General features: G+C 72.8%; 19 protein-coding genes. 9 read left to right on the forward strand and 10 right to left on the reverse strand.

What is annotated here, in order from left to right; translation table 11 throughout:
• Nucleotides 1-5 precede the first annotated feature (5 nt).
• Entirely contained in the window at nucleotides 6-2,024 is a 2,019-nt protein-coding gene (locus tag ML5_RS05285) for a serine/threonine-protein kinase (protein ID WP_013473984.1), read from the reverse strand.
• A gap of 203 nt (nucleotides 2,025-2,227) precedes the next feature.
• Between ML5_RS05285 and ML5_RS05290 the strand changes: the two genes are divergently transcribed.
• Both ML5_RS05290 and ML5_RS05295 read left to right on the forward strand, forming a co-directional pair.
• Nucleotides 2,228-3,811, forward strand: a complete 1,584-nt coding sequence (locus ML5_RS05290) for a methylmalonyl-CoA mutase (RefSeq protein ID WP_013473985.1) — start codon at nucleotides 2,228-2,230, stop codon at nucleotides 3,809-3,811.
• 472 nt (nucleotides 3,812-4,283) lie between these two features.
• Nucleotides 4,284-5,543 (forward strand): amidohydrolase, encoded by a 1,260-nt coding sequence (locus ML5_RS05295; protein ID WP_013284014.1) that lies wholly within the window; start codon nucleotides 4,284-4,286, stop codon nucleotides 5,541-5,543.
• On the opposite strand, the gene ML5_RS05300 is transcribed toward ML5_RS05295, so the two are convergent.
• Nucleotides 5,500-6,495, reverse strand: coding sequence for a DUF4349 domain-containing protein (locus tag ML5_RS05300; protein ID WP_013284015.1), 996 nt, complete (start codon nucleotides 6,493-6,495; stop codon nucleotides 5,500-5,502). The two genes, ML5_RS05295 and ML5_RS05300, sit on opposite strands and share 44 nt — an antisense overlap.
• Before the next feature lie 124 nt (nucleotides 6,496-6,619).
• Between ML5_RS05300 and ML5_RS05305 the strand changes: the two genes are divergently transcribed.
• The 4 genes from ML5_RS05305 to ML5_RS05320 are packed head-to-tail and all read left to right on the forward strand — an operon-like array spanning nucleotide 6,620 to nucleotide 9,967.
• On the forward strand, nucleotides 6,620-7,249 hold the full coding sequence (locus ML5_RS05305; protein WP_013473986.1) for an MBL fold metallo-hydrolase: 630 nt from the start codon (nucleotides 6,620-6,622) through the stop codon (nucleotides 7,247-7,249).
• A 2-nt stretch (nucleotides 7,250-7,251) separates the two neighbouring features.
• The gene (locus tag ML5_RS05310; RefSeq protein WP_013284017.1) at nucleotides 7,252-8,178 is read left to right on the forward strand and encodes a hypothetical protein; all 927 of its coding nucleotides are present in this window, start codon (nucleotides 7,252-7,254) and stop codon (nucleotides 8,176-8,178) included.
• Nucleotides 8,179-8,221: 43 nt separating this feature from the next.
• Complete coding sequence (locus ML5_RS05315; protein ID WP_013284018.1) at nucleotides 8,222-8,962, forward strand: hypothetical protein; 741 nt, start codon at nucleotides 8,222-8,224, stop codon at nucleotides 8,960-8,962.
• A 42-nt stretch (nucleotides 8,963-9,004) separates the two neighbouring features.
• Nucleotides 9,005-9,967 carry a GNAT family N-acetyltransferase gene (locus ML5_RS05320; RefSeq protein WP_013473987.1) on the forward strand — a complete coding sequence of 321 codons (963 nt, stop codon included), beginning with the start codon at nucleotides 9,005-9,007 and terminating at the stop codon, nucleotides 9,965-9,967.
• 74 nt (nucleotides 9,968-10,041) lie between these two features.
• Here the strand turns inward: ML5_RS05320 and ML5_RS05325 are convergent, their stop codons facing one another.
• Nucleotides 10,042-10,497 (reverse strand): gamma-glutamylcyclotransferase, encoded by a 456-nt coding sequence (locus ML5_RS05325; protein WP_013284020.1) that lies wholly within the window; start codon nucleotides 10,495-10,497, stop codon nucleotides 10,042-10,044.
• 106 nt (nucleotides 10,498-10,603) lie between these two features.
• Between ML5_RS05325 and ML5_RS05330 the strand changes: the two genes are divergently transcribed.
• Nucleotides 10,604-12,007: an NAD(P)H-quinone dehydrogenase gene (locus ML5_RS05330; RefSeq protein WP_013284021.1), complete on the forward strand. Its 1,404-nt coding sequence runs from the start codon at nucleotides 10,604-10,606 to the stop codon at nucleotides 12,005-12,007.
• A 24-nt stretch (nucleotides 12,008-12,031) separates the two neighbouring features.
• Here ML5_RS05330 and ML5_RS05335 read toward each other — a convergent pair whose 3' ends face one another.
• From ML5_RS05335 to ML5_RS05340, 3 genes are all read right to left on the reverse strand, one after another.
• A complete protein-coding gene (locus tag ML5_RS05335; RefSeq protein ID WP_013473988.1) occupies nucleotides 12,032-12,694 on the reverse strand; it encodes a DUF998 domain-containing protein in 663 nt (220 codons plus the stop codon).
• Between the two features lie 96 nt (nucleotides 12,695-12,790).
• A complete protein-coding gene (locus tag ML5_RS31910) occupies nucleotides 12,791-12,973 on the reverse strand; it encodes a hypothetical protein (RefSeq protein WP_141722566.1) in 183 nt (60 codons plus the stop codon).
• Nucleotides 12,974-13,011: 38 nt separating this feature from the next.
• Complete coding sequence (locus ML5_RS05340; RefSeq protein ID WP_013473989.1) at nucleotides 13,012-13,635, reverse strand: DedA family protein; 624 nt, start codon at nucleotides 13,633-13,635, stop codon at nucleotides 13,012-13,014.
• 502 nt (nucleotides 13,636-14,137) lie between these two features.
• On the opposite strand from ML5_RS05340, the gene thrS reads away from it, so the two are divergent.
• A complete protein-coding gene (gene thrS, locus ML5_RS05345; protein ID WP_013473990.1) occupies nucleotides 14,138-15,352 on the forward strand; it encodes a threonine--tRNA ligase in 1,215 nt (404 codons plus the stop codon).
• Between the two features lie 70 nt (nucleotides 15,353-15,422).
• Here thrS and ML5_RS05350 read toward each other — a convergent pair whose 3' ends face one another.
• From ML5_RS05350 to ML5_RS05365, 4 genes are all read right to left on the reverse strand, one after another.
• On the reverse strand, nucleotides 15,423-17,501 hold the full coding sequence (locus tag ML5_RS05350) for an ABC transporter ATP-binding protein (protein WP_013473991.1): 2,079 nt from the start codon (nucleotides 17,499-17,501) through the stop codon (nucleotides 15,423-15,425).
• Nucleotides 17,498-19,231, reverse strand: a complete 1,734-nt coding sequence (locus ML5_RS05355; protein ID WP_013284026.1) for an ABC transporter ATP-binding protein — start codon at nucleotides 19,229-19,231, stop codon at nucleotides 17,498-17,500. The genes ML5_RS05350 and ML5_RS05355 overlap by 4 nt, the downstream gene beginning before the upstream one ends.
• A complete protein-coding gene (locus ML5_RS05360) occupies nucleotides 19,225-19,746 on the reverse strand; it encodes a MarR family winged helix-turn-helix transcriptional regulator (RefSeq protein WP_013473992.1) in 522 nt (173 codons plus the stop codon). The genes ML5_RS05355 and ML5_RS05360 overlap by 7 nt, the downstream gene beginning before the upstream one ends.
• 61 nt (nucleotides 19,747-19,807) lie before the next feature.
• Entirely contained in the window at nucleotides 19,808-20,323 is a 516-nt protein-coding gene (locus ML5_RS05365) for a MarR family winged helix-turn-helix transcriptional regulator (protein WP_013473993.1), read from the reverse strand.
• A gap of 54 nt (nucleotides 20,324-20,377) precedes the next feature.
• Between ML5_RS05365 and ML5_RS05370 the strand changes: the two genes are divergently transcribed.
• Nucleotides 20,378-22,000: a DHA2 family efflux MFS transporter permease subunit gene (locus tag ML5_RS05370; protein WP_013473994.1), complete on the forward strand. Its 1,623-nt coding sequence runs from the start codon at nucleotides 20,378-20,380 to the stop codon at nucleotides 21,998-22,000.
• The last annotated feature ends 22 nt before the right edge of the window (nucleotides 22,001-22,022 follow it).

A 22,022-nucleotide genomic window follows, 5' to 3' on the forward strand; every position in this document is an offset into this window, starting at 1 on the left:
TCGACTCAGTTGGCCGCCGTGAGCTGGAACGAGCCGGCCATCGCGTCGAAGATCGGCTTGCTCTCGGCGAACCGCGCGTCGGTCGAGGAGAGGTAGAACGAGTAGACTTTGCCGTCCTTGACCACGCCCCGCCAGATGCCGTGGCGCATGGACTCACCCTCGCCGCAGGTGTATTCGAGCTGGCCGGCGGTCTGCCCGGCCAGCGGCTGCTCGGAGACCGACACCTCGGTGTAGGGGGCGGGGCAGGTCTTGCTCTTGGTGCTGTTCTTCTTCAGGTTCCGCGAGGCGAACTCGGCCCAGCTGATCGAGGTGCCGCCCCACGCCTCGGCGATGACCCGCACCTTGCGGCCCTCGTCCTCCGGGTCGACGTAGTCGACGTAGAGGCCGCCGGTCTGCCGCTGCCAGCCCTTCGGCACCTGGATGGTCACGCCCTTGACGGTCTGCTCCTGCATCTCCACCGGCGAGGCGGCGGCCGAGTTCGACGGCAGCGCGCCCACGATCGGCGGGGGAGCGTCGTCGCCGCCGCTGGTCAGCGCGATCACGCTCACCAGCAGCACCACGGCGAGACCACCGGCGGCGGCGAGCTGGACCTTGCGCGGCCACGCCTTCACGCGCCCGAGCAGGCCCTTGGCGCCGCCGACCGCGCCGCCACCACCGGCGGCCGGTGGCGAGGTGGCCGCTGTGGTCCAGGGCTGGCCGGTGCCGGGCACCGACCACTGGTTGCCGCCGTACACCGGCTGGGTGGCGTCGACGGTGCGGCCGTAGGCGGTCGGCACCGCCTGGGTCGCGTCCGCTCCGGCGCCCTGGCCGAGCCGCACCGTGGCGTCCGGCGAGATGCGCTGGGTGGCCTCCGGCGTGCCCGGCCCGGACATCGCGCCGGTCGGGGTGTGCAGCGGGCCGGCCAGCGCGTCGGCGCTGGTCTCGTCGAGCGCGGCGGCACCCGCCGCGGGCTTCTCGCCGGCGGGCCGCTCCCCGCGGCGCAGCGCGGCGAGCCGGTCGGTGAGCGACTCGTCCGGGCCGATCATCGCCCGGCCGCCGATCTGCCCGCTCGGCTTCGGCTCCGCCGCGATCGCCGGCGGCGTGGTCGGGCGCGGCACCGGCACCACCGCGTACGGGTCGGTGACCGAGTTGACGGCTGTGGCGGTGCTGGTCAGCGGCCCGGCGAGCAGCTCGCGCAGGTTGGCGCGGGCCCGGTGCACGTCCATCCGGCGGGCCGGGTCCTTCTCCAGCAGCCCCATCAGCACGCCGGTCAGCGGGCCGCTGCGCTGCGGCGTGGCGGGCGGGTCCTCGACCACGGCGTGCATGGTCTCGATCGGGTCGCCCTTGTCGAACGGGGGCCGGCCCTCGACCGCTGTGTAGAGCGTCACGCCGAGCGAGAACAGGTCGCTCGGCGGCCCGAACTCCTGGCCCATGGCCCGCTCGGGCGAGATGAAGTGCGGCGAGCCGAGCACCATGCCGGGCGTGGTGAGCTGCACGTCGGTGGGCATCCGGGCGACGCCGAAGTCGGTGAGCACGCAGCGGCCGTCGGTGCAGATCAGCACGTTGGCCGGCTTGACGTCGCGGTGCAGCACGCCGATCGCGTGCGCCACCTCCAGCGCGCCGAGCAGCGCGATCCCGATCTTGGCGACGGCGCGCGGCGCGACCGGCCCGTCCTCGATCACCATGTCGGCCAGGCTGCGGGCGTCCAGCAGTTCCATCACGATCCACGGGCGGCCACCCTCGGTGACCACGTCGTAGACCTGCACCACTGCCGGGTGCTGGATCGCGGCGGCGGCACGGGCCTCCCGCAGCGTCCGTTCGTAGAGCGCGTCGCGGTCGCTCGGGGCGAGCCCCGGCGGGAGGACGACCTCCTTGACCGCCACATCACGGCGCAGCAACGTGTCTGTGGCCCGCCAGACCGTGCCCATGCCTCCGTTGCCCACCGGGGAGCGCAGCGAGTAGCGACCACCGATGGTGGTGCCGGGCGCCGCGCGTCCAGTGGGGGGACTGGCCGGTCCGCCGCTCCACGTCGGAATCTGAGTCACAGAAAAGCCACCGGGGGATATCGAGGGGGCTGGGACACAACCCCTCTATCTTGCTGGTTCCGACGCCCGATGCGAAACCCGACGCGGCGGGCGTTTACCTACTCGACGGTATGTGGTCGGTCGCTCACCTCCGGTGGGTCGCCGCCGCGAGGTGTGCGGTATCCCTCACCCACCAGGCGGTCTGCGCGTCCTACCATCCGGTAATGAGCGATGCGCGGTCAAGCGAGTCGGGTTTCCCGATCCAGGGCGTCTACACGGCGGCAGACCTTCCGGCGGACCTGGACGCCCGGCTGGGCGAGCCGGGCGAGTTCCCGTACACCCGCGGGGTCTACCCGACGATGTACACGTCCCGGCCCTGGACCATGCGACAGTACGCCGGGTTCGGCACCGCGACCGAGAGCAACGCGCGCTACCACCAGCTGCTTCGCGCCGGCACCATGGGCCTGTCCGTCGCGTTCGACCTGCCCACCCAGATGGGGTACGACTCGGACGACCCGATCGCGCACGGCGAGGTGGGCAAGGTCGGCGTCGCCATCGACTCCATCGAGGACATGCGCACGCTGTTCGGCGGCATCCCGCTGGACAAGGTCTCCACCTCGATGACCATCAACGCGCCCGGCTCGGTGCTGCTGCTGCTCTACCAGCTCGTGGCCGAGGAGAACGGCGTGCCCGGCGCGGCGCTCAACGGCACGATCCAGAACGACATCCTCAAGGAGTACATCGCCCGGGGGACGTACATCTTCCCGCCGAAGCCCTCGCTGCGGCTGGTCGCCGACACCTTCGCCTACTGCCGGGCCGAGGTGCCGAAGTGGAACACCATCTCCATCTCCGGCTACCACATGGCCGAGGCCGGCGCGTCGCCCGCGCAGGAGGTCGCGTTCACGCTCGCCAACGGCGTGGAGTACGTCCGCGCGGCGCTCGCCGCCGGGCTGGCCGTCGACGACTTCGCGCCCCGGCTGTCGTTCTTCTTCGTGGCCCGCACCACGCTGCTGGAGGAGGTCGCGAAGTTCCGCGCGGCCCGGCGCATCTGGGCCCGGCTGATGCGCGACGAGTTCGGCGCGAAGAACCCGAAGTCGATGATGCTGCGGTTCCACACCCAGACCGCAGGCGTGCAGCTCACCGCCCAGCAGCCGGAGGTGAACCTGGTCCGGGTGGCGGTGCAGGGCCTCGGCGCCGTGCTCGGCGGCACCCAGTCGCTGCACACCAACAGCTTCGACGAGGCCATCGCGCTGCCCACCGAGAAGGCGGCCCGGCTGGCGCTGCGGACCCAGCAGGTGCTGGCGTACGAGACGGACCTGACCGCCACCGTCGACCCGTTCGCCGGGTCGTACGTGGTGGAGGCGATGACCGCCGAGGTGGAGGCGGCCGCCACCGAGCTGATGGACCGGGTCTTCGACCACGGTTCGGCGGTGGACGCGATCGAGGCCGGGTTCCAGAAGCGGGAGATCGAGCAGTCCGCGTACCGGATCGCCCAGGAGATCGACTCGGGTGAGCGGGTGGTGGTCGGGCTCAACCGGTTCCGGATCGACGAGGAGGAGCCGTACGAGCCGCTGCGGGTCGACCCGTCGATCGAGGCGGCGCAGGGGGAGCGGCTGGCCCGGCTGCGCGCGGAGCGGGACTCCGGCGCGGTCGAGCGGGCCCTGGCCGAGCTGCGCGCCGCCGCCGAGGGGGACACCAACGTGCTCTACCCGATGAAGGAGGCGCTGCGCGCCCGCGCCACGGTCGGCGAGGTCTGCGGGACGCTGCGCGAGGTGTGGGGGATCTACCGGCCCAGCGACCGGTTCTGAAACTGTCCGGAGGCGGCCCCGTCGTACACCCTCGGTGTGCGGCGCGGGCCGCCTTCGCGTGTGCGATTCGGCGATTCGGGTAACCGGATCGGGTGAACGGGACGGACAGCGTGTGCGGTCGGCGGTCGGACGCTCGTGTCACCGTCGGGAGTCTTCCGGCAGCCGACAGTTGTCGTGCAATTGTCGGAGCGGCAGTTAATTGCCGCGACTAATGCGACAATTCGGAACGACGGGTCGTTATTTGTGGCCGATGAAACGGTTACGCGTTGTAGGAGGTGGGAGGCGGATGACGGCGTTCGACCGCGATCTACCTGCTGTCCCGCAGATATTCGAGCCCTCTCACCAGGGCATTCGTGACGCTGCGCGGTCCGACCGCTACGCGAAAGATGTTGCGCAGCGTCACCGCCGGAGGTCTAGGCTGTCTGCTGTCCGACCCGAAGATCCATCCACTTCTAGTGATCGAGAATTCGACGTGACGAGTGCGTTGACGCTGCCTTCCGGCGGCCTGCTGTCGTCGTCCCGGCCCGAGGCGCCGACCGGTTACCAGCCCCTGCCCTTCGAGCTCGACCATCTGCTCGCGCTGCGCGTACCCGGCCTCATCGAAACGCGCCGTCACATCCACTCCCACCCGGAGTTGTCCGGCGAGGAGTTCGAGACGGCCGCGCTGGTGCACCGTGAGCTGTCCCTCGCCGGTCTCAAGCCGCGCCTGCTGCCGAAGGGCAACGGCGTCATCTGCGACATCGACGGACGCCCGGACGGTCCGGTCATCGCGCTCCGCGCCGACATCGACGCGCTGCCGCTGAGCGACCCGAAGGACGTGCCGTACCGCTCGACCGTGGAGGGCGTCTGCCACGCCTGCGGCCACGACGTGCACACGTCGGTGATGCTCGGCGTCGGCATGCTGCTGGCCCAGCTCGCCGACACGGGCCGCCTCGACGGCCGGGTCCGGCTGATCTTCCAGCCGGCCGAGGAGATCCTGCCCTGCGGCTCGCTGGAGGTCATCGAGGCCGGTGGCCTGGACGACGTGGTGCAGATCTTCGCGCTGCACTGCGACCCGAACCTGCCGGTGGGCAAGGTCGGCCTGCGGGTCGGGCCGATCACCGCCGCCGCCGACAACGTCACCGTCCGGCTCACCGGGCCCGGCGGGCACACCGCCCGCCCGCACCTGACCGTCGACCTGGTGGACGCGCTCGGCCGGCTGGTCACCGAGGTGCCGACGCTGATCAGCCGCCGGGTGCCGGCCAACAGCGGGCTGCTGCTGGTGTTCGGCCACGCCTCGGCCGGCACCCGTTACAACGTCATCCCGTCCGAGGCGTGCGCGGCCGGCACGCTACGCGTGATGGACCGCGACACCTGGGACCAGGCGCCCAAGATCGTCGCTCAGGTGGTGCGGGACGTGCTCGCGCCCACCGGCGCCACAGTCGACCTGGAATACCTGCGCGGCCGGCCCCCGGTGACGAACGACGCCCGGGCCATCGGTGTGCTCACCGCGGCCACCGCCGCGGCGCTCGGCCCCGACGGCATCGCCGAGACGCCGCAGAGCATGGGCGGCGAGGACTTCTCCTGGTACCTGGAGCACGTGCCGGGCGCGCTCGCCCGTCTCGGCGTCGGCCGTAGCGGGCCCAACGTGGACCTGCACCGGGCCTCGTTCGACGTGGACGAGCGCGCCATCGAAGCCGGCGTACGCCTCATGGTCCAGACCGCGCTGCGGGCACTGGCGGCGGCGCGCTGACCGGACCGCCGAGCGGCCCCGGCGGCATCGGCGCCGCCGGGTTCGGGCCGGGCGGCGGCGTCCGCCGGGCCCGCACCCGGCGCCGCCACAGGAGCAGCAACCACAGCGGTACGCCGATCACGACCGCGAACGGCAGCACCGCGCCGAGCACTGTGAGCAGGACCCGGGCCGAGGCCAGGAACGCCGTCCAGCCGCCGCCCAGCCCGGCCAGGAAGCCCAGGTCGGCCTCCTCCTCGGCGGTGCTGGCGTCCTGACCGAGGAACGTCACGGTGATGGTGGACAGCGAGGTCAGGTCCGCGAGCCGGCGCTTGCGGGCCTCCAGCGCGGCCAGGTCGGCCTGCCGGGTGCCCACCTCGTTCTCCAGCCGGACCAGCTCGTCCACCGACGTGGCCCGGGCGAGCAGCTTGCGGGAACTCTCCACCCGCGCCCGCTGGGTGGCGATCCGGGCGTCCAGGTCGACCACCTGCTCGGTGACGTCCTCGGTGCGGATCTCCCGGCGCTCCTGCCGGCCGAGACCGGCGAGCCGGTCGATCACCGCGGCGAACCGGTCCGCGGGCACGCGCAGCGTCAGCGCCGCCCGCGCCTCGGCGGCCCGGCTCGACCGCCGGTCCGCGCCGACGAATCCGCCGGCCGCCGTCACCGCTGTGGTCGCCTCCCGCGCGGCGGCCTCCACATCGTCCACCCGGACCTGCATGGTTCCGGTGTAGATGATGGACCGCTGGTCGACCCGCAGGTCCGCGCCACCGGTGCCGCCCGGAGCGGCCTGGTCGCGATCCGCGCCACCGCTGTCCGCGCCGCCCTCGGCGGCCTGCTCGCGCCCCGCGCCCCCGTCGGCCGCCGGCGCGGCCGAGTCACTGCCGGAGTCCCCGCCCGCGCCGCAGGCGCCCACACCCAGTGCCGCTATCAGACCCACAGCCACCAGGGCCACGCCCCGGAGTCGTCGTCCGCCCATACCCCGTACTCCGATCGTCGGCGGCCCCGACTGCCGGGACCGATACCTCGGACGTGACGCGTGGTCGCGCCGGTTCCGGCAGACTGCGCTGAGGACATCACGATTCGATAATCGAGGAGTCACGATGCAGGTGACCAAATACGCCCACTCCTGTCTCCGGCTGGAGCACGACGGTGCGGTGCTCGTCGTCGACCCGGGTGTCTTCAGCGATCCGGCGGCGCTGGACGGCGCCGACGCGGTGCTGATCACCCACGAGCACCCGGACCATGTGGACGTCGCCGCGCTGACCCGGGCGCTGGAGCGGCGGCCGGTGCCGGTGCACGGTCCCGCCTCGCTCGCCGGGGTGCTCGGCGACGCCGCCGAGGCGCTGGTGACGGTCGAGCCCGGACAGTCGCTCACAGTCGCCGGGACGCCGGTGCGGACGTACGGCGGGCAGCACGCGGTCATCCACCCGGACATCCCGGTGATCCAGAACATCGGCTACCTCTTCGCCGACGTGGTGTACCACCCGGGCGACGCGTTGTTCGTGCCCGACGACGTGCAGGTCGACACGCTGTTCGCCCCGATTCACGCGCCCTGGTCGAAGTTCTCCGAGGTGCTCGACTTCATCCGCGCGGTCGCGCCGCGCCGGGCGTACGCACTGCACGACGGGCTGCTCAACGACAACGGCTTCGGTGTGCTGGACCGGCAGTACACGGCGATGTCCAACACCGACTACCGCCGTCTGGAGCCGGGCACCCGGATCGACGCCTGAGCATGGCCGAGGTGCCCGCGGAGGTGGTCCGGCAGCTCTACGCCACGCCGCCGGACCGGTTCGTCGCGGCCCGGGACGCCGCCGTCGCGCAGGCGCGGCAGTCCGGCGACCCGCGTACCGCCCGGGAGATCGGCAAGCTTCGCCGGCCCACAGTGGCGGCGTGGCTGGTCAACCTGCTGGCGATCCGCCGTCCCGAGCTGGTCGCCGACCTCACCCAGCTCGCCGAGTCGCTGCGCGCCGCGCAACGCGACCTGCGCGGCGGCACGCTGCGGGAACTCTCCGCGCAGCGGCGCGCCGTCGTGGGCGCGCTGGTGGCGGAGGTACGCCGGCTGGCCGCCGCCGAACCCGCCGCGCCCCCGGCCGGGAAGCTGCCGCTGGGCGAGGTGGAGGCGACACTCAACGCCGCGCTGTCGGACACCGAGGTGGCCGAGCAGGTACGCGCCGGACGCCTGCTGCGGGCCAGCCACTACGCCGGGTTCGGCGAGGTGCCCCGCCCCCAGCTCCGGCTCGTGACAGGGGGCGAGGAGGCGCCTGTCGTACCGGATCGGGCGGCCGAGCGGGCCGACGCGCGCCGGGCCCGCGACGAGCGGGCGGCGCGGGCCGAACGGGCCGGGCGGCGGCGGACCGCGACCCGGGAGCTGACCCGGGCCCGCGCGGACCTGGACCGGGCCGAGAAGGAGCTGGCGACGGCCGACGCGGCCGAGCGGGACGGCGCCGCGACGCTGGACCGGATCGAGACCGAGCTGGCCGAGCTGGAGCGTCGCCGGGCCGTCGCCGAGCAGGAGCTGAGCCGGGCCCGGCTGGCCCGCCGGGGCGCGGAACGGGCGGTCACAGCGGCCCGGCGCCGCGCCGGCGAGGTGGAGGCCGTGTTGGAGGCGCTCGACGCCGAAGAGGGGGATGCCGACACCGGTGACCACGCGGCAGACTGAGCGTGATGAATGGCTTCGGTGGAGTGACGGTGACGGGCGGCCGATGACTCCGGAACAGCTCGCCGCCGCCTGCAAACCGCTGGTGCTCGAACTCGGGGAGGCGTTCGCCCGCTGCCCGTCCACGCTGCGCCGGGCGCGGCTGCTGGGCATCTCCGGATGGGCCTTCTACATCACCGGGCGGGCCGGTGCGCTCGGCGACGTCCGCGCCGAGACGGTGGCCGCGGCGCTCGGCTTCATCGCGCCGGAGGCGGTCACGGACGGCTGGGACGCCGCCGCGCGGACCGTCCCGCCGCTGGAGGTGGCCGCCGCCAACCTGGCCGAGTGCTGCCGGTGGGGCACCGCCCGGCTGGGCGACGGCGCCGAGTCGTCGCGGCTCGCCGCGCTGCTGGGCCGGGCGGTCGACGCGGCGGACGGCAGCGGCATGCCACTGTTCGCCGCCTGGCGGGCCATGCCCGTGCCCGATCCGTCCCCGGGTGCGCGGGCGGCTGTCGGCATGCTGCTGCTGCGCGAGCACTTCGCCGGGGCGTACCTGCTGGCGGTGCGCGCGGCCGGGCTGACGCCGCTGGAGGCGGTGCTGGCCGGGCCGGAGGGCGAGGCGGGCGCTGCGGCGTGCGGCTGGGTGCCCCCGTACCCGCCGGTCGGGCCGCTGGTGCGGCGCCGGCTGTGGGCCGAGGCGGTGACCGACCGGCTGGCGTCGGCGGCGTTCCGCGCGCTGGACGCGGCCGAGGGCGCTGAGCTGCTGGGTCTGCTCGGCGCCGCGCGGCTCCGCGCCCGCGGCGGATAAATGGGAGGCGATCCGGCCGGTCCGGCTGCCAGGATCTGGCCCGTGACGCTCCCCGCCGGCTGGTCGGCCCGCCGCCCGACCCTCGACGACGTGCCCGCGATCCTCGCGGTGGTGCACGCCTCCGACACCTTCGCCGTGGGCTACCCGGACTTCGACGACGAGGACGTGCGGTCCGCGCTGACCGCGCCGTTCGTCGACCCGGACCGGGACTCCTGGCTGGTCACCGACCCGGACGGTACGGCGGTGGCCTGGTCGATCCTGGCCAACCCGAGCGGCGTGGGCCGGGAGTGGGTGGACGTCCTCGTCGACCCCGACCGCGGCGCCGACCTGCGCGCGCCGCTGCTTGCCCGGCTGCTGGAACGCGTCGCCGAGCGGGCCGCCGAGCGCGGCCTGCCCGCGCTGACCGCGCGCACCGGGGTGTACGCGCCGGAGACCCGCTGGGCCGGTGAGCTGACCGAGGCCGGGTTCACCCGGATCAAGCGCTACATCCGGATGAGTCGCTCGTTCGCCGACCTGCCCGCCGAGCCGGCGCCTCCGCCCGGGGTGACGGTGCGGCCGCTGCGCGCCGACGACGAGAGCGACCTGCGGCTGTTCCACCGGATCTACGACACCGCGTTCCGGGACACCCCGGACCACGACCCGCTCGACTTCGAGCAGTGGCGGGAGCTGCTGCCGTCGTACGGCAAGGTCTGGGACGAGTGGTTCCTGGCCGAGGTCGACGGCGAGCCGGCCGGTGCGCTCCAGTCCTCCGACCAGGCGCTCGACCAGGACCTCGGGTGGGTGCGGACGCTGTCGGTGCTGCCCGCGTACCGGCGTCGCGGGGTGGGTGCGGCGCTGCTGCGCCGGGCCTTCGCGGTCTACGCGGCGAAGGGCCGCGCCGGGGCCGGGCTGGGCGTCGACCTGGCCAACCCGACCGCGCCGGTCACGCTCTACCGCTCCGTCGGGCTGGTGGAGGAGCGCTGGACCGACATGTACGAGCGGAGTGTGCCCGCCTCGCGGGTGTGACCCGGCACCCGCGTACCGGGGTCGCCGAGCGCCCGTAGGGCCGCGCGGCGCAGACTGTCGGTGTGGGAGACGCGCTACGCGGACGCGGTGCCGGTGGGGCGGGACCGCAGCTCGGTGACGTAGTCGTCCGGCGCGCCCGCCTTCTCCGCGGCGTTCGCGATCTCCGAGAGGTACCACGCCGTGGGCAGCCCGCCCTCGTACCCGTCGAACACGTAGACCCACGCGGTCACGTCGCCGTCGAGCGTCGAGACGCGGACTGTCAGCCTGCGGTACGTCTCGGCCGTCACGCCCTCGATCTCGTCGAGCTGCGCGGCGTCGTACGGGTGGATGTCGTAGAGCGCCACGAACACCCGGTCACCGGGGGACTCGACCACGGTGCTGACCGAGCCCTCCCACCCGATGACGTCCTCGCCGGCGAAGGTGAGCCGCCACCCCTCAAGCCAGCCGGTGCCCACCATCGGCGAATGCGGGCAGTAGGCGCGCATGCGGGCGGGGTCCAGGTTCGAGCCGTAAGCAGCGTAGAGACGCACGGCGACGACGATAGCCCGGCCGACGGGTGGGGGAGAATACGACAGTGCGTGTCGGACGGGACGGGGAGAAGAAAGTCACTGTGAGCTTCGACGAAGGGATGGCTCTGTGAGCCAGATCGTGATCATCGGCGGCGGGCCGGCCGGGTACGAGGCGGCTCTGGTCGCCGCACAGCTGGACGCCGATGTCACAGTGGTCGAGGCGGAGGGCGCCGGCGGCGCCTGCGTGCTCTCCGACTGCGTGCCCTCCAAGACGTTCATCGCCAGCTCCGAGGTGGTCACCGGCTACCGGGACACCGAGGAGTTCGGGGTGCACTCCGACGGCCTGGAGGCGGTCACCGTCGACGCGCGGGCGGTGCACGAGCGGGTCAAGCGGCTCGCGCTGGCCCAGTCCGCCGACATCCACACCAAGCTCGTCAAGGCCGGCGTCGAGTTCGTCGCCGGCACCGCCCGGCTCGGCGAGGACACGCTCGGCCACACCCACCGGGTGATCGTCACCCCGGCCGACGGTGGCGCCGAATACTCCATCGCCGCGTCGACGGTGCTCGTCGCGACCGGCGCGACCCCCCGCCAGTTGCCCACCGCCGTACCGGACGGCGAGCGCATCCTGACCTGGCGCCAGGTGTACGACCTGCCCGAGCTGCCCGAGCACCTGATCGTGGTCGGTTCCGGTGTGACCGGTGCCGAGTTCGCCAGCGCGTACCTCGCCATGGGCGTCAAGGTCACGCTCGTGTCCAGCCGGGACCGGGTCATGCCGCACGAGGACGCCGACGCCGCGTCGGCGATCGAGCGGGTGTTCCGCAACCGGGGCATGAGCATCCTGAACAACTCCCGCGCCGAGGCGGTCCGCCGTGTCGGCGACGGGGTGGAGGTGGTGCTCTCCGACGGCCGCCAGGTCACCGGATCGCACGCGCTGATCGCTGTCGGCTCGATCCCGAACACCGCTGACCTGGGCCTGGCCGAGTACGGCGTGGAGCTGGCCCGGGGCGGTTACGTGACTGTCGACCGGGTCTCGCGTACCAACGTGCCGGGCATCTACGCGGCGGGCGACTGCACCGGCGTGCTGCCGCTCGCGAGCGTCGCGGCCATGCAGGGCCGGATCGCCATGTGGCACGCGCTGGGCGAGGCGGTCCGGCCGCTGCGGCTGCGTACCGTCGCGGCGAACGTCTTCACCGACCCGGAGCTGGCCACCGTCGGCGTCTCCCAGGACGAGGTGGACGCCGGCAAGACCCCGGCCCGCCAGGTGATGCTGCCGCTGTCCGGCAACGCCCGGGCGAAGATGGACGACCTGGCCGACGGCTTCGTCAAGCTGTTCTGCCGGCCGGCGAGCGGCCAGGTGATCGGCGGCGTGGTGGTGGCGCCGAAGGCCAGCGAGCTGATCCTGCCGATCACGATGGCGGTGGAGAACAACCTCACCGTCAACGAGCTGGCGCACACCATCACCATCTACCCGAGCCTGTCCGGCTCCATCACCGAGGCCGCCCGCCAGCTCATGCTCCACGAGCTGGAGTAGCAGCCGTTCGCAGGCATTCGTCGATCATGGAGTTGTGGCCCCCGATCCGACCGGTATGCCCGGTCCGTGCGGGGTCGCAACTGCATGATCGACGGCGCTGGTCCTGGGGCTCAGGGTGGCGTGCAGGGCCAGGGTGGTTATGACGGCTGTCTCGGTGAGGATGAGGAGGCGCTCGATCAGGCCGAGCAGCGCGCGGTCGCCCGGGTAGGCGGACCAGATCATCGCGCCCGCCAGCACCAGGCTGGCCACGGTCAGTCCGCGCAGCCAGGCGGCGGCTCCGGCGACCGGGTGACGGGCGAGCAGCCAGCCGGCCACCGGCAGGGCCAGGAACGACAGCACCGAGGCGTACCGGTGCACGTACGCAGCGGTGTCCATGGGCGTGCCCGGCTCGTTCGTGGGCACCACGGCGGCGGCCAGCAGCCCGGCCGACCAGGCGGTCAGCAGCGCGAGCGGCACGCGGCCCGCACCGGCCCGGCGCAGCGACGGCAGCAGGACCAGGCTGGCCGCCGCGAGCACCGCCATCGCGGTGTCGATGACGCCGCCCCGGTCGGAGACGGCGAAGTCGCTGACGGTCAGCGACCAGGGATCCAGGTCGTCGCTCACCTCGAGATGACCGACCATCGCGAGCACCGCCGCCAGGACGATCCCGCCGAGGGCCAGCAGGCCGCTGCTCCGCGTTCCAGGCATACGGCCAGCCTGTCGCCGGAACCGCCCCAGACGGATCCGGGACCACCACCCAGTTCGCTCCCCGGGTCGTCCCCTACCGGCCCCCCGAGAACCGCGTCAGGTGAGGTCGGGTCGAGGTGGATCGTCCGCCCGGTCTCCCGCCGGTTGCGCGGCGGCGATCGATGCCAGCATCTGCTCCCTGAGATGTCTGCGCCGAGCCGCGCGCTCGGCGTCGTCCCACGAAGGATCGATTCGCCGGGCCCTGGCCTTGACGTCGTGCCATCTCGCCGCGTCGCTCATGGCCTGTGCTTCCTTTACGTCGATCAGGTGCTCGGGGGTCAGCTGCCGGCGGAGTCGGCGGTGGCCTCGGCGCGGGTCTGCCGGGTGCTGCTGATCCAGGTCATCGCCCACCCGGCCAGCGCGAACCCCGCAGCGGCCACCCCACCGATCAGCAGCAGCCGCCACGCCGAGTGGGTCAGCGCCGTACCGCCCAGGTGGCCGACGAGCGTGCCGTAGCTGGACCAGGCGAGCGCCGCCGCCGCCTCGTACGGCAGGAACAGGCGGTACGGGTAGCGGCTGCGCCCGGCCGAGAAGCAGGCCGCCATCCGGCCGCCGGGTACGAAACGGCAGAGCAGGATCACCATTGGCCCCGGTTCGCGCAGCCCACGGGTGACCCGGGTGACGGCGCGGCGTGCCCGTCCGGGTGGCGTGGCGCGTGCCGCGCGGCGGGTCGGCGTGCTGCGGCCGATCAGGTAGCAGGCCAGGTCACCGATGAACACACCGGCAGCGCCGACCGCGATGGTGAGCGGCAGGCTGAGCCCGCCGTACACCGTCAGCGCCCCACTGGTGATCATGACGAGCTGGGTCGGCACCACCGGGACGAAGGCGTCGGCGATCAGCAGGATCAGCAGCAGCGCGTACGCCCACATGGGCGACGCGACGTCAGAGATGAGTTCGGCCACGACCGCCACCTCGCCGGAGTTCTCCGTTCGACCGGATCGAGCCTGACGCCGTGCCCGGCGTCACCACCACCGGCCCCACCGCACGGTGACAGCCGACACCGGCAGGCCGTAGATGTGAAACGAGGCGGCCCGCCCGCGAGTGACGGGTCACCGGGGCATACGCGCCGGGGCGGGGCGGCGCGTCGTCGATTCCCGGCGTACCGTTGGTCGGACGCGGCACCGGAGCCGTCGGGTCCCCCGTTCCCGATGCCCGGGCCGCCGCGGGTCGCCGGCAGGTCCCGTGCCGGCGACCCGCACCCACTCTCTGAAACTCAGATGCGCCGTCGATGTCCGCGTGCCTATCGTTCGGGCATGCGCAGCGCGGTAGTGACCACGACGCCGGGTGTTCCCGGCGCGCCGCACTGACGTTTCCGTCGACGAGGCCCCGGGGCGATCCGCTCCGGGGCCTCGCGGCGTTCCGGGCCTGCTCGCCTCCGGGTCGTACCCGATCAAGGAGAGCGACATGATCGACCACCGCAGGCTCGGCCGGGACCTGGAGCTGTTCGTCTCCGACCCGCTCGCGGGCGCCGGGCTGCCGATCTGGCTGCCGGCCGGCGCCGCCGCCCGGCACGCCGTCGAGGAGTACGTCCGGGAGCTGGAACGCCGGGCCGGCTACCAGCACGTCTACTCGCCGCCGCTCGGTAAGCGGGAACTGTTCGAGCGCTCCGGGCACCTGGGCTACTTCGCCGACGACATGTTCCCGCCGATGCGGCTGAGCGCCGACGACGAGTTCGTGCTGCGCCCGGCGCTCTGCCCGCACCACGCGCTGGTGTTCCGCGCCCGCGGCCGCTCCTACCGGGAGTTGCCGCTGCGGGTCGCCGAACTGGGCGGCATGTACCGGGCGGAGCGTTCCGGGGTGCTCGGCGGGCTGTCCCGGGTGCGGGCCATCTCGCTCAACGACGCGCACAACTTCTGCGCCCTGGAGCAGGTCGGTGACGAGGTCCGCGAGATCCTGCGGCTGATCGGCGAGGCGCACGCCGCGCTCGGCGTCCGTCCCGCCGGGTTGCGGTTGTCGCTGCGCGGGCCGGACCAGCGGTACGTGGGCGACGACGCCGGCTGGGCGCGGGCCGAGGAACTGCTCCGCGCGGCGCTCGACGGGGTGGACGTCGTCGAGGCGCCGGGGGAGGCCGCGTTCTACGGCCCGAAGATCGACATTCAGATCGTGGACGCGGCCGGCCGGGAGTCGACCATCTCCACCGTGCAGCTCGACTTCGACAAGCCGGAGCGGTTCGACCTGTCGTACACCGACTCGGACGGCCGCCGGAAACGGCCGGTGATGGTGCACCGCAGCCTGGTCGGCAGCATGGAGCGGCTGTTCGCGTACCTGATCGAGGTGCACGAGGGCGCGTTCCCCGCCTGGTACGCCCCGGTGCAGTTGCTGCTCCTCCCGGTGGACGCGGCGCAGGCCGACGCGGCCGTCGGGCTGGCCCGCCGGGCAGAGGCGGCCGGGCTGCGGGCCGAGGTGGACCACGCCGGTTCGCTCGGCGCCCGGATCCGGGACGCGTCCCGCCGCCGCGTCCCGTACACCGGGGTCCTCGGCCCCCGGGAGGCGGCCGACGGTTCGGTCTCGCTGCGCCTGCGCGACGGCCGGGTGCTCGACCCGATGCCCGCCGCCGAGGCGCTGGGCCTGATCGGCGCGGTGGTCGCGAGCCGGTCGGCGGCGCTGCTCCCGGCCTGACCCCGGCCCGTCCGGGTGCCGGTGAGGCACCCGGACGGGGACCGGTGCCGGACCTGTGGCCGGGTCCACGTCAGTTCCCGACCGGCGTGCCGGCGCCGGCACGCATCCCCGGCGGGCCGGCCGGGGCGGGCGCCGGCACCTCGTCCTCGATCACCGCGCCGCTGAACTGCGCCCGGTAGAGCCGGGCGTACGCGCCACCGGCGGCGACGAGCTGGTCGTGGGTGCCCTGCTCGACGATCCGGCCCTGCTCCATCATCAGGATCAGGTCGGCGTCGCGGATGGTGGAGAGCCGGTGCGCGATGACGAAGCTCGTCCGGTCCGAGCGCAGCGCCGCCATGGCGCGCTGGAGCAGCACCTCGGTTCGGGTGTCCACCGAGCTGGTCGCCTCGTCCAGGATCAGCAGCGACGGCTCGGCCAGGAACGCCCGAGCGATGGTGATGAGCTGCTTCTCCCCGGCGCTGACGTTGCTGCCCTCCTCGTCGATCACCGTGTCGTAGCCGTCCGGCAGGCTGCGGACGAACCGGTCCACGAACGTCGCCCGGGCGGCGGCGAGGATCTCCTCCTCGGTGGCGTCCGGCCGGCCGTAGGCGATGTTGTCCCGGATGGTCCCGCCGAACAGCCAGGTGTCCTGGAGCACCATGCCGATCCGGCCGCGCAGGTCGTCGCGGCGCATCGTGGAGATGTCCACCCCGTCCAGCGTGATCCGCCCGGCGTCCAGCTCGTAGAACCGCATGACCAGGTTGACCAGTGTGGTCTTGCCGGCGCCGGTGGGACCGACGATGGCGACCGTGTGACCCGGTTCGGCGACCAGCGACAGGTCGTCGATGAGCGGCTTCTCCGGGTCGTACCGGAAGGAGACGTGCTCGAACTCGACCCGCCCGTGCGGGTCGGCGACCCGGGCCGGCTCGGCCGGGTCGGGGCTCTGCTCGTCGGCGTCGAGCACGGCGAAGACCCGCTCGGCCGAGGCGACCCCGGACTGCAGCAGGTTGGCCATCGACGCGACCTGGGTGAGCGGCTGGGTGAACTGCCGCGAGTACTGGATGAACGCCTGCACGTCACCGAGGCTCATCGAGCCCGACGCCACCCGCAGGCCGCCGACCACGGCGATCGCGACGTAGCTGAGGTTCCCGATGAAGAACATCGCCGGCATGATCAGCCCGGAGACGAACTGCGCGCCGAAGCCGGCCCGGAACAGCTCCTCGTTCTTGGCGTGGAAGGCGGCCTCGACCTCCTTCTGCCGGCCGAAGACCTTGACCAGCTCGTGCCCGGTGTACGCCTCCTCGATCTGGCCGTTCAGCTCGCCGGTGTGCTTCCACTGGGCGATGAACTTGCCCTGCGACCGCTTGGCGATCAGGCTGGTGACCACCACCGACATCGGCACCGCGACGAGCGCGACGACAGCCAGCAGCGGCGAGATCCAGAACATCATCCCGAGTACGCCGACGACGGTGAGCAGCGACGTGAGCAACTGGCTCAGCGTCTGCTGGAGCGTCTGCGACACGTTGTCGATGTCGTTCGTGACGCGGCTCAGCAGCTCACCGCGGGGCTGTTTGTCGAAGTAGGGCAGCGGCAGCCGGTTGAGCTTCTCCTCCACGTCGGCGCGCAGCGTCAGCACGGTGCGCTGCACCACGCCGTTGAGCACCCAGCCCTGCGCCCACTGGAGCATGCTCGCGCCGACGTAGAGCACGACAGCGAACGCCAGCACCCGGCCCAGCGCGTCGAAGTCGATGCCGGCCCCCGGGATCACGTCCATCCGGGCCAGCATGTCGGCGAAGTTGCCGTTGCCCTCGGCGCGGGCCGCCTCCGCCGCCGCCTCGGTGGTGGTGCCGGGCGGAAGCTGCCGTCCGATCACCCCGCTGAAGATGATGTCGGTGGCGTGGCCGAGCACCTTCGGCCCGATGACGCTGAGCCCGACGCTGGCCAGGGCCAGCGCGAGCACGCCGGTGAGCTGGAGCCGGTACGGCCGCAGCCGTGCCAGCAGCCGCCGTGCCGACGGCCCGAAGTTCATCGCCTTCTCGGCCGGCATGCCCATGCTCATGTGCGGCGGGCCGCCAGCGGGGCGCCGTCCGGCCGGCGGCAGCCGCGTCGGCTCGTTCTTCTGCTGCGGAACCGGTGGCGTCCCGCTGTTCCCCCCGGTCGGCGCGCTCACGCGGCCACCTCCGCCGTCTGCTGCGACGCGACGATCTCGGCGTACGTGGGGCAGCTCTCCAGCAGTTCCTCATGTCGTCCCATCCCGACGACACCCCCGTCCTCGAGCACGATGATCTGGTCGGCGTCGATGATCGTGGAGACCCGCTGGGCCACGATCACCACCGCCGCGTCCGCGGTGACCGGCTTGAGGGCGGCCCGCAGCCGGGCGTCCGTGCCGAGGTCGAGCGCGGAGAAGGAGTCGTCGAAGAGATAGATCTCCGGCTTGCGGACGAGCGCGCGGGCGATGGCCAGGCGTTGCCGCTGGCCGCCGGAGACGTTGGTGCCGCCCTGCGCGATCGGCGCCTCCAGCCCGCCCGGCATCTCGGTGACGAAGTCACGCGCCTGGGCGATCTCCAGCGCGGCCCAGAGGTCCGCGTCGGTGGCGTCCGGGTTGCCGTAGCGCAGGTTGCTGGCGACGGTGCCGGTGAACAGGTACGGCCGCTGGGGCACCAGCCCGATCCGCCGCCACAGCTCGTCCGGGGCCAGGTCCCGTACGTCCACGCCGTCGACCAGGACCGCGCCGGCGGTCGGGTCGACGAGCCGGGGGATGAGCGTCAGCAGCGTGGTCTTGCCGGCGCCGGTGGAGCCGATGATCGCTGTGGTCCGGCCCGGTTCGGCGCGGAACGAGATGTCGTGCAGCACCGGCGCGCTGGCGCCCGGGTACTGGAATCCGGCGCCGCGTAGTTCCAGCTCGCCGCGGCCGGTGACCTCGGTGACCGGGTCGGTGGCCGGCACCACCGACGAGTCGGTGTCCAGCACCTCCTCGATGCGCTCGGCGCAGACCGCCGCCCGGGGCACCATCATCAGCATGAAGGTGGCCATCATGACCGCCATCAGGATCTGCATCAGGTATTGCAGGAACGCGGTGAGCGCGCCGACCTGGATCTGACCGGAGTCGACCCGTGCCGCGCCGAACCAGAGCACGGCGACGCTGGAGACGTTCAGCACCAGCATCACGATCGGGAAGATCAGCGCCTGGAGCCGTCCGATCCGCAGCGCGGTGGTGGTCAGGTCGGTGTTCGCGACCCGGAACCGGTCGGTCTCGTACGGCTCACGGACGAACGCCCGGACGACCCGGATGCCGGTGATCTGCTCGCGCAGCACCCGGTTGACGGTGTCGATCCGGGTCTGCATGAGCCGGAAGCCCGGCACCATCCGGCGGATGATCAGGCCCAGCGCGACTGCGAGCACCGGTACGCAGACCAGCATCAGCCAGGAGAGCCCGACGTCCTCGCGCAGCGCCATCACCACGCCGCCGACGCTCATGATCGGCGCGGCCACCAGCATGGTGCAGCTCAGCAGCACCAGCATCTGCACCTGCTGGACGTCGTTGGTGTTGCGGGTGATCAGGGACGGTGCTCCGAACCGGGCGACCTCGCGGGCGGAGAAGCTGTTGACGCGGCGGAAGATCGAGCCGCGGACGTCGCGGCCGAACGCCATCGCGGTCTTCGCGCCGAAGTAGACGGCGGCGATCGAACAGGCGATCTGGAGCAGGCTGACCACCAGCATCCACCCGCCCGTACGCAGGATCTGGTCGGTGTCGCCGACGGCGACGCCCCGGTCGATGATGTCGGCGTTCAGGCTCGGCAGGTAGAGCGAGGCGATGGTGCCGACGAACTGGAAGGCCACCACGGCGGCCAGCCATCGTCGGTACGGGTGCAGATGTGAGCGGAGCAGGCGGATCAACACGGATGGCTCCCCGTTGGCGGCTCGGTGTCGGACTCGCTGTCCCGGTTCAACCGACGGAGGTCCCCGTCGGACATGCCGGTGATGATTTCGATCAGGAACTGGCGGATCACCGCCCGGTTGGCCGGGTCGGCGTCGACCGACGTCAACGGCCGGTCGCTGTGGATCATGTCGATGATGGCGCGGGCGTGCTCGCCGCCCTTGTCGGTCAGCGTGAGCCGGACCGTGCGGCGGTCCTCCGGGTCGCGACGGCGGCTGACGAAGCCGTCGCGTTCGAGCGTGTCCACGATGCCGGTGAGCGTGGCGGGCCGGACGAAGCACAGCTCGGCCATTTCCCGGTGGCTCACGTCGCCGGAACGGAGGAGGATCATCAGGACCCGCATGCCGGCGGACGTGAGCCCGTGGTGTTCGGCCAGGTAACGCCCCCAGTGCTGCTCGACGACGTGACCGGCGATCGAGATCAGCCGGCCGAACGGCGCGTGGTGCAACGCGTCGGGGAAGCGGACGAGCGGGCCCATGTTCACGAGCGTCAGATTAGCTCCCGAACCATCAGGCCCCAAACTATTTCTGAGAATCTCCTCAGCCGCGGTCGGCGCGTGCCCGGGACGGCTCGTCGGGGGCGGTGGCGACGTACTCCCGCATCACCTCGGTGACCTCGCGCAGGAACGCGGTGGTGGCCTCGGCCTGCTCGGGCGTGAGCCGGGCGACCGCCCGGTCGACGCCGACGAGCATCGGGCGCAGCGCCTCCAGCACCTCGCTCACAGCGCTCTCGGTCACCTGGAGGCTGAGTCGCCGCCTGTCGTACGGGTGCGGGGTCCGGGCGACGTGACCGGCCTGCACGAGCCGGTCGACGAGCGTGGTCGCCGAGGCGGACCGGATGCCGAGCCGGTTGCCCAGTTCCACCGGGCCCAGTGGCTCCGGGCTGGAGACCAGGTGGTCGATCGCCGCGGCGTCGGTGGCGTTGAGGCCCAGGCGGCGGGCCAGCGCGGCCCGGGTGTCACCCGCGATCCGCAGCACGTCGCGCAGCGCGCGGGAGGCCTCGCTGCTCGGCGGCGGACCCGGCGCGGGCTCTCCGGTTGACGGCACCCCTTCCACAGGATAAAGCTAGCATCTCGGGTAGCTAGAAAATCTAGCTAAAAGGAGGGCGAGATGCGCGGCGACGGGCGCGGACGCTGGTTCGGGCTGCTGGCCATCAGCCTCGGCGTAGCGATGATCATCGTGGACGCCACGATCGTGAACGTCGCGGTGCCGCAGATCATCCGGGACCTCGACATCACCTCCACCGACGCGCAGTGGGTGCAGGAGGCGTACACCCTGGTCTTCGCGGCGCTGCTGCTGGTCGCCGGTCGCTTCGCCGACCGGTCCGGGCGGCGGCGGATGTTCCTCGTCGGCGTCACCGTGTTCGTGGTCGCGAGCGTGCTCGCGGCGCTCGCCGGTTCCGGCGAGACACTCATCGCCTCCCGGGTGCTCCAGGGCGTCGGCGGGGCGATGATGCTGCCCACCTCGCTCTCCCTGCTCAACGCCAACTTCACCGGCCGGGAGAAGGGCATCGCGTTCGCCGTCTGGGGCTCCACGATCGGTGGCGCGGCGGCGCTCGGGCCGCTGCTCGGCGGCTGGCTCACCACCACGTACTCCTGGCGGTGGGCCTTCGGCATCAACGTGCCGGTCAGCCTGGCCGTGATCGTCGCGACGCTCGTGCTCGTGGCCGAGTCCCGCGACGAGCGGGCCGAGCGCGGGCTGGACCTGCTCGGCGCGCTGCTCTCGGTGGTCGGCATGACCGGCGTGGTCTTCGCGCTGATCGAGGGCCGCACCTACGGCTGGTGGGAACGGGAGCGGCCGTTCAGCTTGTTCGGGCTGGACTGGACCGCGTCGATCTCGCCGGTGCCGGTGGCCGCGCTGGTGGGTCTCGTCGCGCTCGGCATCTTCCTGACCCAGCAGGTACGCCGCAACCGGGCCGGCCGCCCGGCGCTGCTCGACCTGTCGTTGTTCGGCATCGGTTCGTTCCGCAATGGCATCCTGGCCGCCGCGATCGTCAGCCTGGGCGAGTTCGGCCTGCTGTTCGCGCTGCCGCTGTGGTTTCAGAACGTGCTCGGCTACAGCGCCTTCCGAACCGGCCTGGCGCTGCTGCCGCTCGCCGTCGGCAGCTTCCTGGCCAGCGGCATCGGCGCGCCGCTGACCCAGCGCTGGGGCGCGGCCCGGGTGGTCCAGCTCGGCGTGGCCGCCGAACTGGTCGGCGTGGCCGGGCTCGGGTTCGTGGTCGCGCCGGACACCAGTTGGTGGGCGCCGCTGGGCTTCCTGTTCGTGTACGGCGTCGGCGTCGGCCTGGCCACCGCCCAGCTCACCGGCGTCTCGCTGTCGCAGGTGCCGGTACGCCTCAGCGGCCAGGGCTCGGGCCTGCAGAGCACCGCCCGGCAGGTCGGCTCCGCGCTCGGCATCGCGGTGCTCGGCACCGTGCTCTTCGCCGGTCTCGGCGGGATCCTCGGCGACCGCCTGGCCGACCAGCCCGGACTCACCCCGGTCCAGCGGGACCAGGTGGTGAGCGCGGTCAAGGAGAGCGCCGGTGCGGCGATCACCGGGTTGGAGGCGGACCCGCGTACCGCCCCGATCGCGGAGGAGGCGAAGCAGGCGTTCTCCGACGCCACCAGGTACGCGGCCTTCGCGGGCGCCGGGTTCCTGTTGATCGGCCTGGTCGCCTGCCTGCGCCTGCCGACGGTGCGCCACGAGGAGACCGGGGAGTCCCCGCCCGCCGAGGCGGAGCCGTCCCGGGCCTGAGCCGCGTCCCCGCCGGGGCCGT

It is taken from the genome of Micromonospora sp. L5, assembly GCF_000177655.2.
GTDB classification, from domain to species: Bacteria; Actinomycetota; Actinomycetes; order Mycobacteriales; family Micromonosporaceae; genus Micromonospora; species Micromonospora aurantiaca.

Bases quoted from the DNA above. Each gene is read 5' to 3' on its own strand.
- thrS (WP_013473990.1), top strand. From the start codon at position 14,138: ATGATCGACCACCGCAGGCTCGGCCGGGACCTGGAGCTGTTCGTCTCC.
- ML5_RS31910 (WP_141722566.1), bottom strand. From the start codon at position 12,973: ATGAGCGACGCGGCGAGATGGCACGACGTCAAGGCCAGGGCCCGGCGA.
- ML5_RS05290 (WP_013473985.1), top strand. From the start codon at position 2,228: ATGAGCGATGCGCGGTCAAGCGAGTCGGGTTTCCCGATCCAGGGCGTC.
- ML5_RS05300 (WP_013284015.1), bottom strand. From the start codon at position 6,495: ATGGGCGGACGACGACTCCGGGGCGTGGCCCTGGTGGCTGTGGGTCTG.
- ML5_RS05305 (WP_013473986.1), top strand. From the start codon at position 6,620: ATGCAGGTGACCAAATACGCCCACTCCTGTCTCCGGCTGGAGCACGAC.
- ML5_RS05370 (WP_013473994.1), top strand. From the start codon at position 20,378: ATGCGCGGCGACGGGCGCGGACGCTGGTTCGGGCTGCTGGCCATCAGC.
- ML5_RS05315 (WP_013284018.1), top strand. From the start codon at position 8,222: ATGACTCCGGAACAGCTCGCCGCCGCCTGCAAACCGCTGGTGCTCGAA.
- ML5_RS05360 (WP_013473992.1), bottom strand. From the start codon at position 19,746: ATGGGCCCGCTCGTCCGCTTCCCCGACGCGTTGCACCACGCGCCGTTC.
- ML5_RS05335 (WP_013473988.1), bottom strand. From the start codon at position 12,694: ATGCCTGGAACGCGGAGCAGCGGCCTGCTGGCCCTCGGCGGGATCGTC.
- ML5_RS05310 (WP_013284017.1), top strand. From the start codon at position 7,252: ATGGCCGAGGTGCCCGCGGAGGTGGTCCGGCAGCTCTACGCCACGCCG.